The following is a 13,182-nucleotide window of genomic DNA, read 5'->3' as shown; positions in this document are numbered from 1 at the left end:
TATTTATGCCCTCCAAAACTGAATCTGCCCTATGACCCTCCCAAAGCTCGTAAAGGATTACATTGACAAGCTGAAAGGACTCAGAGAATTAGGTAAAGATCCATTTAAGATAAAGAAGTTTGATAGAACCGCAAATGCTGATGAGATCGTTAAAAAATTCTCAAATCTGAATCCGGGAGATGAAACAGACTTCAATGTTAGAATTGCTGGTAGATTGATGTCAAAAAGAAAGCATGGTGGAGTTATTTTTGCTGATTTAAAAGATTCATCTGGAAGAATCCAGCTTGTGTTCAGGAAAGATTTCACAAATGAGTTTAAAGAACTCAAATTGGTTGAGAGGGGAGATATTCTCGGTGTTGATGGATTCGTTATCAAAACCAGAAGAGGAGAGGTTAGCGTTCTCGTTAAAGAATGGACCGTACTGTCAAAGATTCTAAGACCCCTGCCGGATAAGTGGCACGGGCTTGAAGATATAGAGACCAGATACAGGCAGAGATATCTCGACTTCATCATGAACGAAGAGAGCAGAGAGACCTTCTTCCTGATCAACAAAGTGATACACCTCATCAGAAATTACTTGAACGATAACGGGTTCATAGAAGTATATACTCCAATACTTCAGCCTGTATATGGTGGAGCTTTTGCGAGGCCTTTCGAGACATACCATCACTTCCTCGAGGAGAAGATGTACCTCAGAATAGCTCCAGAATTGTACCTCAAGAGGTTGCTCGTTGGTGGTTTTGAGAAGGTGTATGAGTTCGCTCCGTGCTTCAGGAATGAGGATGTCGACCCTCTGCACAATCCAGAGTTCATTCAGCTTGAGTTTTACTGGGCTTACATCGAACTCAGTCAGCTCATGGACTTTCTCGAGAAAATGTTCGAGGAGGTTGTTTTGAAAGCTACTGGAAAGACTGAAATCGAGTACCAGGGCAAGATTGTGAACTTTAAGAGACCATGGAAGAAGATGAGAATGGTCGATGCAATAAAGGAGTTCGGAGGAATAGATGTAGAGAAGATGAGCGATGATGAGCTGTTTAACCATGCAAAAGAACTTGGAATAGAGGAAGAAAGGAGAGGCGAGATAATAGAGAAGCTGTTCGACTACTATGCCAAGGACAAGATCGTCAACCCAACCTTCATCACACACTTCCCGGTGGATATCTCCCCGTTGGCAAAGAAAGCAGATGGCTATGCAGACAGAATGGAGCTGTACATAGCAGGAATGGAGGTTGCTAACGGTTTTTCCGAGCTGAATAACCCGATTGAGCAGTACATGAGGTTTAAAGAAGAGGAAGAGTTGCGAAAGAGGAGCGATAAGAAGGGTCTGGAGACGATGCCGATGGACAAGGACTACATCAGGGCTCTGGAATATGCGATGCCTCCTGCAAGCGGTGTTGGAATTGGTCTGGGAAGGCTTTTCATGATACTGGGAAACAAAAGAACGCTGAGAGAGGTGATTGCATTCCCAACACTTGCTAAAGAACCTGATTTCGAGGTTATACCTGAGATCTATCCAGAGGTTCTTGAGTGGTATGGTCGAACAGAGCGATAATTTTGAGAATAAATAGTTTTTAAATAAAAAATTAATTTATTTTTTGCTTATGATCCAGCTACTTGGGTGAAACTCTACCCCATCTCTCAAGTGCCCTTGCAAGCTCGCTGTGCGATTTCGCGTAATCTTCAAGATCCACCCCTTCAAGTACTGCAGATATCGCTTGCCTTAAAGCCATAGCTCCCTTCTCACTGCCGTCCGGGTGCCCATGGACTCCTCCACCAGCCTGTATTATCACATCAACACCGAACAGCTCAATTATATCCGGAATCAGCCCCGGATGCAGACCACCTGAAGACACCGGAAAGACCGGCTTGAAGTTGTGCCAGCTCTTCCTGCAAACATCTCTGAGTTCCATCACTTCCGCTTTGTCTCCCGCCATCTTGCCAACACCGGTACCGACATGCATGTGATCCACTCCAGCCATTCTGGCGAGCTTTGTTAGAACCTTCAGAGAGATTCCATGCTCCTCATTCCTCGTAAACGCACCATGCATAGCTCTGTGTGCATGGATGGCCAGTCCAAGCTCTTCACACTTATTTCTCACAGTCTGAACTGCAGAGAATCCGGCTGTCAGTATATCTACCATAACGAATTCATTTCCGTAATCTGCTACAAGTTCAGCCCGTCTTTCCATCTCACGGGCTTCAGCAGTTATGTTTATCAGGTATCCCTTTTTCTCTCCAGTTTCATTTTCCGCTCTCTCTCTGGCTTTCATAACCTTCGCCAGCCTCTTTTCGAACCTTATGAATGGCTGGCTGGTCAGATTCTCATCATCCTTCAGGATGTCTATTCCGCCAACCCAGGATCTGTATCCAACTTCAGCATACTCATCGGCATCGAAACCAACCTTCGGTTTTGGAACTGTGGCTGTCAGCGGTCGATCATGCACCCTCATTATATTTCTAACACCATCGATTCCAAAGTTAGGTCCTTTAAAGTGCTTTGCAAAGCTGGCTGGCACCTCAAAATCCTCAAACCTCAACCCCTTTATCGCCCTCATCCCGAATATGTTGCCCGCAACCGAGCTGAGAAACTGAGGGATGTTACCTTCCTCGAACAGATCTGTTTTGTACGCTACAGCAATTCTCTCCCCATCAATTCTGAACACTTTTGCCATCAACCACTTTATCCTGTCAGGAAGCCTCGAAAGAGTAGTCCATGTCCCCACAGAGCTTTCAGAAGCAACTCTGCCAGATGATTCCTCAATTGGCAGATCGGATTTTACCTTAAAATAGCACACTATCTCATCTTCCGGCTTGTAGCTGAGATCCACAAAATCGGTATACCATTCAAAACCCATATGTTAAGCTATCCAAGGTTAAATAAAAATCTTTTTGGTTAAGTTTGGTCAAAATCTGGTCAACTCAGCCTTGTGGGTTTTATGGTTTTTAACTAAACCAAAAAATTACACAAAGTTAAACAAAATATTTTTATTTTCAAAATAACATATCTCTACTGTGCAAGCAGTCATTCTTTCAGCTGGAGAAGGAACAAGAATGCGTCCACTCACATATACAAGACCAAAGGTTATGATTGAAGTTGCCAACAAACCCATTCTCGCCCACTTGATCGAGGAGTTGAAGAAAGTTGGTGTGGATGAGGTTATCCTCGTCGTAGGATATTATCAGGAAAAAGTAAGAGAATACTTTGGAAAAACATGGAATGGTGTTAGGTTAAAGTATTCTACCCAGACAAAACAGCTTGGAACTGCTGATGCGTTGAGATCTGCAGAGCATTACATAGAAGATGACTTTCTGATGTTAAATGGGGATACTATAGTGGATGCAGAAGATCTAAAGAGGATTATCGAAAACGAGATGACAATTGGAGTTAACACTGTAGATGATCCAGAAAATTACGGCGTTGTTGTCGTGAAAGATGGTTTTGTTGAGGAGATTATAGAAAAACCCGAAAAACCAGTAGCGAACACGATAAACGCTGGAATATACCACTTCACAAGAGATATCTTCGATTATATCCGAATCACCCCAAAATCTGTGAGAGGGGAGTATGAGATCACGGATACTATAAATTTGGCTATAAAAGATGGTGTCAGGTTTAGCACAGCCAAGATTTCGGGCTGGATTGACGCCAGCTATCCATGGGATCTGCTAAAAATCAACGAACTCATGCTTTCGAACATAGATACAGAAATAGACGGGGTTGTTGAAAAGAATGTGACAATAAAGGGGAATGTTGTTATTGGTGAAGGGAGCATAATCAAGGCCGGAACATACATAGAAGGGCCGGTAGTGATCGGGAAAAATTGCGAGATCGGGCCCAACTGCTACATCAGAGCACATACATCAATAGGCAATGGCTGTAAGATCGGTGCGGCAGTTGAGGTGAAGAACTCCATAGTCATGAACGGCACGAAGATCCCACATCACAACTACATTGGCGATTCCGTTATTGGTGAGAACTGCAACTTCGGTGCGGGAACGAAGGTCGCAAATCTGAAGCTTGATGAGAAGGAAATAGAAGTTTACACGAAGGACAAAAGAATAAAAACCGGAAGAAAGAAACTTGGGGCAATAATTGGAGATAATGTAAAAACCGGCATCAACGCATCGATAAATGCCGGGGCCATGATCGGAAACAACTGCTTTATAGCTCCAAATGCATATGTTGATGGATGGATTGATCCATATACGAGGGTGTTTTAAATGCAGGCCGTGATATTAGCTGCAGGTGAGGGGCAGAGGCTTCGCCCATTTACAGCCAAAAAGCCAAAACCAATGATAGAAATATCTGGAAAGCCCATTCTGGAGCATTTAATTGAAGAGGTTAGAAAAGCTGGAATTAGAGACATTGTCCTCGTTGTTGGCTACAGAAGAGAGAGAATCATGGATTATTTTGGGAGTGGCAGGGATTTTGATGTGGACATAGAGTATGTTATTCAGGAACAGCAGTTAGGTACTGCAAATGCTTTGAAATCTGCTGAAAGTCTTGTAGAGAACGAATTCATCGTCATTGGAGGAGACAACATAATTGACCATGAAACAATAAAAAATGTGAAAAAAAGGTGTTTCTCTATTGCATATTCAATATCGGAAGATTGCTCCAAATACGGAGCTATAACTTTTAAAAACGGATTTGTGAAGGAAATAGTTGAAAAGCCAGAAGAGAAGTTGAGCTACACCGTTAATACAGGACTGTACTGCCTGTCTACTGATGTTTTTAGATATATTGATGAAGAGAGAGATCTTGTGAATGTAATTAACAGCATGATCTCAGATGGGTATGAATTCAAGGCTATTGAGGCGAGGCTCTGGCAGGACATCGTTTATCCATGGGATATCCTTAGGTTGAATTCCACGAAAATGCCTGATGGAAAAGTTATCGCAGGAAAGGTTGAAAAGAATGTAACCGTAAAAGGGAATGTCATTATTGGTGAAGGGAGCATAATAAAGGCTGGAACATACATAGAGGGACCGGTGATTATAGGTGAAAACTGTGAAATTGGGCCCAATACTGTCTTGAAACCATACACGACCATAGGAGACAATGTCAGCATAGAAGCCCTCACGATAATCTCTAACAGCATCATAGGCGATAATTGCATGATTGGGTCTGGAGCAAATATAAAAGACTCAGTCATAGATAGATTTACAGAGATTGGATGCAATTTCACAGTATTGGGTGGGGAAGGTATCATAGAGATTGATGGAATCCTCAAAGCAAATGCTGGCGCTTTTATCGGTGAAAACTGCAGAATAGGAAACAATATCGTCGTTAAGCCATTAACGGTGATAGGTAATGAATGCATGATAGAAGATATGAAAGTCCTAAGCGGAGTTATCCCAGATAAATCGAGGGTGCTCTGAAATGTGTGGAATTGTAGGTTATATCGGTTTTAGAAGAGCCGATGAGGTTATCATCAAAGCTTTGAAAAGGTTAGAATATAGAGGGTACGATTCATGGGGTATAGCCATTAAAGATAATGGTGGGGTTCTTGTTCATAAAAAAACCGGAGCTATAGGGAAGGTAGAGAAGTTCAGTCTCTCTAACGGCAGGATGGCAATCGGGCACACCAGATGGGCAACACATGGTGAACCGAACGATGTTAATGCCCATCCACATACAGACTGCAGCGAAGCGATAGCCGTTGTGCACAACGGCATAATCACAAACTTTCAGGAACTCAAAGAAGTGCTGACCGCTAAGAACCATGTTTTCAAATCTGAAACCGATACAGAGGTTTTAGCACACCTGATAGAAGAATTTTACGATGGTGATTTGAAGGAAGCTGTTGAGAAAGCGTTGAGTGCTGTTAAAGGCTCATACGCCATAGCGGTAATCCACGCCAACGAAGATAAAATAGTCGTCGCGAGAAATAAAAGCCCGTTGATACTGGGTGTTGGGGATGATGAGCTTTTCGTAGCCTCTGATACTCCAGCGATACTCGACTACACGAACAGAGTTATTTTTCTCGAAGATGGGGAGATTGCAGAGCTTGAAAAGGAAGTTAAAGTATTCAGAAACGGGAAACCAGTTGATAAAGAAGCAGAAATCATACCATGGAGTATCGAGGATGCGGAAAAGGGAGGATATGAACATTTCATGTTGAAAGAAATCCACGAAATTCCCAGAGTCATAGATGATACGCTTTCAGAACATATGGATCGAGAGTTCGATTTAGGTTATGATAAATTCGTTTTCGTGGCATGCGGAACCTCGTACCATGCCGGTTTGATAGCAAAGCATGTGATCGAAAAGGTTGCCAAGCTGCCTGTCAGGGTTGAGATAGCATCCGAATTCAACTACCATCCTCCACCGGAAAGGGCAACATACATTGCAATAACCCAGTCTGGTGAGACTGCCGACACACTCGAAGCTATGAGGCTGGCAAAGAAACTTGGAAACAGGGTCGTCACAATAGCCAATGTTCTCGGAAGCACGGCAACCAGAATTGCCGATGAGACCTTATTCACGAGGGCTGGACCTGAAATAAGTGTAGCTGCGACAAAATCTTTCATTTCTCAGTTAATCGTCATATATGTTCTGGCTTTTAAACTGTCAAACCGCATAGATCTGCTAAATGAGCTGGAAAAGATTTCAGGAGAGGTCAGAAAAATACTGGACAACAAAGAGGATATCGAGGATGTTGCTGAAATCCTGTCCAAGTATCGGAACTTGATGTATGTTGGCAGAGGCATAGCCTACCCTACAGCCATGGAAGGGGCTTTGAAGATGAAGGAGATATCATACATCCACGCCGAAGCATATCCTGCTGGAGAGCTAAAACATGGACCCTTCGCTCTGCTTGGCAAGGATATGCCAGTTATAGCATGTGTCGTGAGGGATGAGACATACGAGATAATGCTGAACAACATAAAAGAGATAAAAGCGAGAGGGAGTTTCGTACTGGCAATCTCAGATGAAAACGATGAGGAGATCGAAAAGTATGTTGATCATGTTGTAAAACTGCCAGCGGTAAATCCTCTGCTAACGCCAATAACACAGTCTGTGGCATTACAACTACTGGCTTACTACACGGCGAAGTTGAGGGGGTGTGAGATAGACAAGCCCAGAAATCTCGCCAAAAGTGTTACTGTTGAGTAAGTTTGAATAGGTGATCTACATGATCATCAGCATTGTAGGCTCTCCAGACTCTGGAAAAACCACACTCATTGAAAAAATGGCCGGATACTTCTTAGAGAGAGGACTGAAAATATGTGTTGTCAAACATCACAGTCATGGGGATTTTGAGTTCGATAAAGAAGGAAAGGACTCATGGAATTTCTATCAAAAAGGTGCTGATGTGGCGATCTCTGCAAAAAACGAATTTGCGATAATTGGGAAAATAAACCAAGAAAAATACAACCTGGATTATTTCTGCGACAAATACCTGAGTGACTATGATCTGATCCTGACAGAGGGGTTTAATATATATGGAAAGGACAGAGTTGTCGTGCTGAACGAGAACGATGACCTAGAAAGGTTCAAGAAAGGAAGAGTTCTCGCAGTTGTTTGCGAGAGAGAAATAAAACCATACAGAACTTTTAGAATAAGTGAGGCCGAAAGGGTGGCAGAGTTAATTTTTAACACATATTTCAATACCCACAAGGACTGAATTATTCCAAAGGATTTATCAAACATCAGTTCCTCCTGTCTTTACCTTCACAAATTTTTTAAGCATTCAGGAAAAGTTTGATTAATATCTCCAGCAGAGGTATACCTATGGCGATAAGAAAAACAATAAGTCTTAGCAAGCTTCAGAAGATAAGAAACTACATTTCATCGAGAAAAGATGATAGGAAGAAAGTAGGCTTGCTGATAGACGGGCCAAACATGCTCAGAAAGGAATTCAATATAAACCTCCACGAGATACGGCAGATTATTGAAGAATACGGCAATATAAAGGTTGCTAGGGTATTCCTGAATCAGTATGCTGGAGACAAGCTTGTGGAGGCCATCGAAAATCAGGGTTTTGAACCTATAATAACCTCTGGAGATGTGGATGTCAGAATGGCTGTTGAAGCCATGGAGTTGATATACAACGACTCAATCGATGCACTCGCTCTCGTAACAAGGGACGCGGATTTCAAAGCAGTTCTCAAAAAAGCGATGGAAATGGGTAAAGAGACGATAATAATCGGAGCCGAACCAGGATTCTCAGCAGCACTGAAAAATTCAGCAGACATAGCAATAATTCTCAATCAGGATGATTTTGACGAAGTTGAAGAAGATAATAATTATTCAAAAGAAATCGAGCATAAAAATAAAGAAAAAGTAGAATACGCTGATTCTACCTGATTCTGCCACCAAAATATTCAATTATCCACTTTCTTATCTCATCCCTTACTTTCCTGAACGCATCCAGGTTGTTGCTCTTTGCTGGATCGGTGAAGCTTTTATGAACTATCTTCTTTCCAGGAAAAAACGGGCAATTTTCCTTAGCATCATCGCATACGGTAACAACAAGATCGAACTTCATTCCTCTGAACTCCTCAACGCTTTTTGACTTCTGACTGGAGATGTCTATTCCTATCTCCCGCATAACCTTTACAGCATTCGGATTTACAGTCTTTGGCTTTATTCCAGCGCTGTATACTTCGAATCTATCACCATACAAAGCTCTCAGCAACCCCTCGGCCATCTGAGATCTTGCCGAGTTCTCTGTACAGAGGAACAGCACTTTCTTCTTCATTCTTCTCATCTTAGCTTAGCCCTGTTCCGCTTTAGATCATCCAATTTTATTATCTAACTCTGATCCAACTCTACAAGTCAATCCTTTTTCAGCCTGAAGTACTCAAGAACCTCTATCGGTATCGGGAACACTATCTTTGTAGCCGGATCGTTTGTCGTCTCGCTTATTGTCTGCAAAATTCTCAGCATCATCGCTCCTTTACTTTCCATCATCACATCTGCAGCTTCCTTCAATTTCTTGGCAGCCTGGAACTCTCCATCAGCCCTTATAATCTTAGCCCTCCTCTCTCTTTCAGCTTCAGCCTGCATAGCCATCGCTCTCTGCATTTCTTTTGGAAGCTCGACATCCTTTATCTCCACAGCGGAAACTTTTATTCCCCACGGATTCGTTGCCTCATCTATTATCCGCTGCAGTTGCACATTCAACTTCTCTCTATTGGACAGGAGATCATCAAGCTCAGCCTGTCCGATGACGCTTCTCAGCGTTGTCTGTGCGATTTGAGATGTAGCAAACCTGTAATCAAAGACTTCCGTAACAGCCTTTTCCGGATCCAGAACCCTGTAGTAAACCACAGCGTTAACCTTAACAGTCACATTATCTCTTGTTACTACTTCCTGCGATGGGACATCATATGTGTAAGTCCTTAAATCAACGAGCATCATATTTTCAAGAATAGGTATGACGAAAAATAGCCCCGGACCTCTAGCACCGATAAGTCTGCCAAGCCTGAAAATTACACCCCTCTCGTACTCCCTCACGACCCTTATCCCTGACAGGAGAAAGAGCAGAACCACTATTGCTATTCCAATTACCACCAAATCAACCATAAAATGATTTAAATCGAATTATATATAAAGATTTCCTTAAGTATTTTTTCCGATGGATTTTTATCTTAAGAATATAACGAGTTTTGATGAAGCGGGTAGCTCTGGCAATGTTCATGCTGCTCATGGTGGTAAAAGCAAATGCCGTTATCGTTGAGCTCAACAAGTACGAGTTCCTTCAGGGGGAGAACATTACACTCAAGATATATACTTCCGGAAATGCAAGCCTGAGCATCGTTAACGATACAACCGTTCTGAGCATGAACATCGAGAAATCCAAAACTCTGGAGATCCCGACTTCTAAGCTCTCTCCCGGAATCTATAAACTATACATTGCCGATAGGACAAGCGAGTTTCTGAAGGATATAAAGATCAAATCGTTTAAAGCTCATGCAGATGTAAGCATAAAATCAAAAATTTCTGGAAAAGTGGTTGTTTTGGGAGAGACAAATATTCCAAATGGATACAAGCTAAAGATAAGACTTAACAGCGTGGAGAAAGAGGTGGAGGTAAATGATGGAAAGTTTGAGGTGAGTTTTGATGTTCCAGAAGGGATATACAACCTGAAGGTTATTTTTGGCTCGCTCGTGCTTAACGAGACGAAGGTCTATGTCGAAAAATTCAAGATCGAGTCTGTTAAAGCCCCATCAGAAATTTATGTGGGTGAGCCAATTACCATCATTATCAAAACGAACGCTGAGTTCTTCACAAGAGTTGTACTCCAAAACGAGAGCTATATGCTGGAGAAAACTGCGAGATTTAGCTCTCTAACTGGAGAAATCGAGTTCGATGATTTATGGCTTAAACCGGGAGACTACAGCATCTCGATTGCCGTGAACAACAGCAAGAATTCTGATTATCTGAAATTGCCCCTAGAGGTTCAGAAGTCGTTTTTGGATGTGAAGGTTGAAAGCTTTGACGGTAAAAAGGCTAAACTTGTGATATTTGCTCCATCCAATCACAGAATCTGGGTTATTGGCTACGAAACAAAAAAGATCGTGATGGGCGAAGATAGAAAGAGAGTTGTTGATATCGCTGCAAACAACAGCATAAATGTTGTGGATCAGATGAATCTTGCAGAAAGAGACATGCTGAAAAAGCTGGAAAGCAATGATTTCGAGTCACTGCCACACCTTACAATAAATCCAAAAGAGAAGTCAAATGAGAAGACTTCTGAGATGTCAGAGACTTCAAAAAGCGATACCAAGGGTTTGCCGGGACTGTTCGCTGGCAGTATAACCATTGCAGTTATTGGCGGGATTCTTGTAGCACTGTTCTTCATTTTAAGAAGGGAGGTGTGATGGCAGCTTACTCCTGAAAGACCTTTCGCACCATCTCAACGATCTTTTTCTCCTCTCCCTTGCTCATCAGGTATATTCTCTCGACAATTAGCTCAGGAGTGCTCCTCCCTATAGCTCCAAACTTCGGCTGCCTGTCAACTATCAGATTGAGCTCATCATCCAGCCCCTTTGCGTATATCCCATCAACCCTGACGAAATCCAGCTCAAGCTCATGACCTAAATGCGAGACCACAACCGTGTAGAACCTTTTCTCGTACGCTACCTTAAGCAAGGCAGAAAGTATTTTCACACCCGCTCCGGGCTCGGTTATAGCCTCGAATTCGTCAAGGAGTATCAGTTTCCTCCCTTTGCCCTTTAAGGCATTTATCAAACTTTTCAAAGCTGTTTCAAATGCTCCAGCACCGTACACGGATTTCTTTTTCTTGAAAAAGAAGATCTCATCCAGAACATTCACCACAGCCTGCTCAGCCGGAACAGGAAAACCCATCTGAGCCAGCACTTGTATCTGGACAATGAGCATTAGCAGCGATGTCTTTCCACCGCTGTTAGCTCCCGTAAGCACGACAACACCCTTTGCCAAATCTTCTGAGAAATTTTCGATTGTATCGAACCCTACGAAGTAGGTTACTGGCTGTGGATCCCTGATGAAAAGATTTCTCGCCTCTCTGAAGTAAATGCAGTTTCCGATTTGCGGAAAGATGAATTCACCGAGGTAGCTTCTGATGGCTCTGGCGATATCCAGCTCATAAACAATCTCAAATTCCTCCTTTAACTTGGGCAGAATGTGTTTTATCTTTCTCATTATGTCTCTCGCCAGCATATATCTTTCAACAGTCAATTCTCGCTCAAGCTCCTGCTTCACTCTCTCAAGCTCATCAAAATTGATCTCCGGCATTACCTTTCTGACAAAAAACTCAGCACGAAAACCAAATTTTTCAGCGATCTCCTGCTCAGCTTTTAAAACTTCTTCAAAAATCGCATCCTCAATTATCGAAAAGACATCAAAGCTCCCCTTCTGCATGAACTCAAGAATATCCCTGCCACTGAGCACGATCTTCTCCTTCTCGAGCCTTTTCTCTATGCTCTCCTTGATCTCACCAAGCTTTTTATGGACGAACTCTTCAAACTCTTTTATCCTGTTTTCTTTCCCGACTATCTCTTCATATCGATCAATTTCTCTTAAAATCTCTGGAGCTACGCTGTTTATACTTATAGAGTTCATTATTTTCTCGACTGCAAGTAAGGTATCTCTTTTTGAGTACAGCTCTTCAACAAAAACCTCTGGAGCTATTTCCTCAGCAGAGACTTCCTGTATTTCAATTCTGTTAAATCTACCCCCATCAGGTGATAGAACTAATGGGTAATCCCCCACAACATTAACATCACATAACCCGAGTGATATAGCTTTTTCAGGTTCCTCTGTAAAAACAACTCTATCGTTGAGCCGCTTTAGCCTGAAGTTCAGTGGATCGAACTTATGTAGCTCAACAGAGTTTATTTTCTCAAAAATTTTTTTAAAATAATTCTGTCTCTTGAGAATTTCGTTCTTGTCTGCTACTGGCTTGAAAAGACTCAAAAAGTCCCTAGACTCTTCGAAGATTAGTCTGTCCCGAATCTCAGATAAGATTGCTCTGTATATTTCTTTTGCATCTCTACTCAACTTACATTGCCTTGTGTTGAAATCAAAGTCCACAAACATGCTCAAACATCCAGAACTATTCTGAAGTTGCTACCATCAGCAAATATCTCCTTAACCCTCTTTCCAACTTCCAGCCTTATTCTCTCGTTCAGCCTCTCAGAAGGGAGTCCGAGCTTGTTGAATATGAAACTCATAAGAAGGTTGCTGCTCGTGAACAGCATGAAGGCCAGTCCCTGGCTGAGAAAGATCTCGAAGTTCTCCTCCCCCATCAGGTTCTGATAGCCCCTGTCTTTAAGCCACTCCCCAAACTCATCGACCGTGAACTCTATGGTTTTGATACCCATGCAAACACCTCCTATCTCTTCCTATCTCCTCCGCAACAAAAACCTCTTGAATCCAAAGGATGTCAGGGTTTTCAGCCATGAGTCCATTATCTGGCAGGCCACATCATCGCAGAAGCTGAATCTCTCATAGGTCAGGCAGGCTAACTCCTCATTTTCGTAGTAGAGAGCAATATACTCATCCTTCATCAGGTGCAGTGTGTACGGCGGGTCGAAGATTATTACCTTCCTGCCCTCGCATACAGATTTCTCCCTGAGAGCTTTTTTGATGTGCTCAAAAGAGTCCATTATCTTTTTCAGCATCTCTTTCCTATCGAGACAATCACTCATTTAAGATTGGCAGGGCTTTATCATTACTTGAATTTTTCT

At 42.4% G+C, this 13,182-nt stretch carries 13 protein-coding genes; 7 read left to right on the top strand and 6 right to left on the bottom strand.

Translation table 11 applies throughout. The annotated features are described in order from the left end of the window. Nucleotides 1–31 precede the first annotated feature (31 nt). Nucleotides 32–1,552, top strand: coding sequence for a lysine--tRNA ligase (lysS, locus tag ASULF_RS09635; protein ID WP_015591543.1), 1,521 nt, complete (start codon nt 32–34; stop codon nt 1,550–1,552). Nucleotides 1,553–1,610: 58 nt separating this feature from the next. On the opposite strand, the gene rbcL is transcribed toward lysS, so the two are convergent. After that, a complete protein-coding gene (gene rbcL / locus ASULF_RS09630; protein ID WP_015591542.1) occupies nt 1,611–2,855 on the bottom strand; it encodes a type III ribulose-bisphosphate carboxylase in 1,245 nt (414 codons plus the stop codon). 157 nt (nt 2,856–3,012) lie between these two features. Between rbcL and glmU (ASULF_RS09625) the strand changes: the two genes are divergently transcribed. The 5 genes from glmU (ASULF_RS09625) to ASULF_RS09605 all read left to right on the top strand — a co-directional run bounded on the left by glmU (ASULF_RS09625) (nt 3,013) and on the right by ASULF_RS09605 (nt 8,314). Next, complete coding sequence (gene glmU, locus ASULF_RS09625; RefSeq protein WP_015591541.1) at nt 3,013–4,221, top strand: bifunctional sugar-1-phosphate nucleotidylyltransferase/acetyltransferase; 1,209 nt, start codon at nt 3,013–3,015, stop codon at nt 4,219–4,221. Next, nucleotides 4,222–5,382 (top strand): bifunctional sugar-1-phosphate nucleotidylyltransferase/acetyltransferase, encoded by a 1,161-nt coding sequence (gene glmU / locus ASULF_RS09620; RefSeq protein WP_015591540.1) that lies wholly within the window; start codon nt 4,222–4,224, stop codon nt 5,380–5,382. A gap of 1 nt (nt 5,383) precedes the next feature. Further along, nucleotides 5,384–7,120, top strand: a complete 1,737-nt coding sequence (gene glmS, locus ASULF_RS09615; protein WP_015591539.1) for a glutamine--fructose-6-phosphate transaminase (isomerizing) — start codon at nt 5,384–5,386, stop codon at nt 7,118–7,120. 19 nt (nt 7,121–7,139) lie between these two features. Continuing rightward, nucleotides 7,140–7,631, top strand: a complete 492-nt coding sequence (gene mobB / locus ASULF_RS09610; RefSeq protein ID WP_015591538.1) for a molybdopterin-guanine dinucleotide biosynthesis protein B — start codon at nt 7,140–7,142, stop codon at nt 7,629–7,631. Nucleotides 7,632–7,738: 107 nt separating this feature from the next. Continuing rightward, complete coding sequence (locus tag ASULF_RS09605; RefSeq protein WP_015591537.1) at nt 7,739–8,314, top strand: TIGR00288 family NYN domain-containing protein; 576 nt, start codon at nt 7,739–7,741, stop codon at nt 8,312–8,314. On the opposite strand, the gene ASULF_RS09600 is transcribed toward ASULF_RS09605, so the two are convergent. Together ASULF_RS09600 and ASULF_RS09595 are read right to left on the bottom strand one after the other, a co-directional pair. Next, nucleotides 8,307–8,717 carry an arsenate reductase ArsC gene (locus tag ASULF_RS09600; RefSeq protein ID WP_015591536.1) on the bottom strand — a complete coding sequence of 137 codons (411 nt, stop codon included), beginning with the start codon at nt 8,715–8,717 and terminating at the stop codon, nt 8,307–8,309. The two genes, ASULF_RS09605 and ASULF_RS09600, sit on opposite strands and share 8 nt — an antisense overlap. A 68-nt stretch (nt 8,718–8,785) precedes the next feature. Continuing rightward, nucleotides 8,786–9,535 (bottom strand): slipin family protein, encoded by a 750-nt coding sequence (locus ASULF_RS09595; protein WP_015591535.1) that lies wholly within the window; start codon nt 9,533–9,535, stop codon nt 8,786–8,788. Between the two features lie 86 nt (nt 9,536–9,621). Here ASULF_RS09595 and ASULF_RS09590 point away from each other — a divergent pair, with 86 nt between their 5' ends. Then, nucleotides 9,622–10,833: a hypothetical protein gene (locus tag ASULF_RS09590; RefSeq protein ID WP_015591534.1), complete on the top strand. Its 1,212-nt coding sequence runs from the start codon at nt 9,622–9,624 to the stop codon at nt 10,831–10,833. A gap of 7 nt (nt 10,834–10,840) precedes the next feature. Here ASULF_RS09590 and ASULF_RS09585 read toward each other — a convergent pair whose 3' ends face one another. The 3 genes from ASULF_RS09585 to ASULF_RS09575 are packed head-to-tail and all read right to left on the bottom strand — an operon-like array spanning nt 10,841 to nt 13,143. Beyond that, entirely contained in the window at nt 10,841–12,532 is a 1,692-nt protein-coding gene (locus tag ASULF_RS09585) for a MutS-related protein (RefSeq protein WP_015591533.1), read from the bottom strand. A gap of 2 nt (nt 12,533–12,534) precedes the next feature. Continuing rightward, complete coding sequence (locus tag ASULF_RS09580) at nt 12,535–12,816, bottom strand: hypothetical protein (RefSeq protein ID WP_015591532.1); 282 nt, start codon at nt 12,814–12,816, stop codon at nt 12,535–12,537. A gap of 21 nt (nt 12,817–12,837) precedes the next feature. Beyond that, complete coding sequence (locus ASULF_RS09575; protein WP_015591531.1) at nt 12,838–13,143, bottom strand: hypothetical protein; 306 nt, start codon at nt 13,141–13,143, stop codon at nt 12,838–12,840. Nucleotides 13,144–13,182: the final 39 nt, after the last annotated feature.

This window comes from Archaeoglobus sulfaticallidus PM70-1, assembly GCF_000385565.1.
Taxonomy (GTDB): Archaea; Halobacteriota; Archaeoglobi; order Archaeoglobales; family Archaeoglobaceae; genus Archaeoglobus_A; species Archaeoglobus_A sulfaticallidus.
This window is presented reverse-complemented; position numbering and strand designations above follow the sequence as displayed.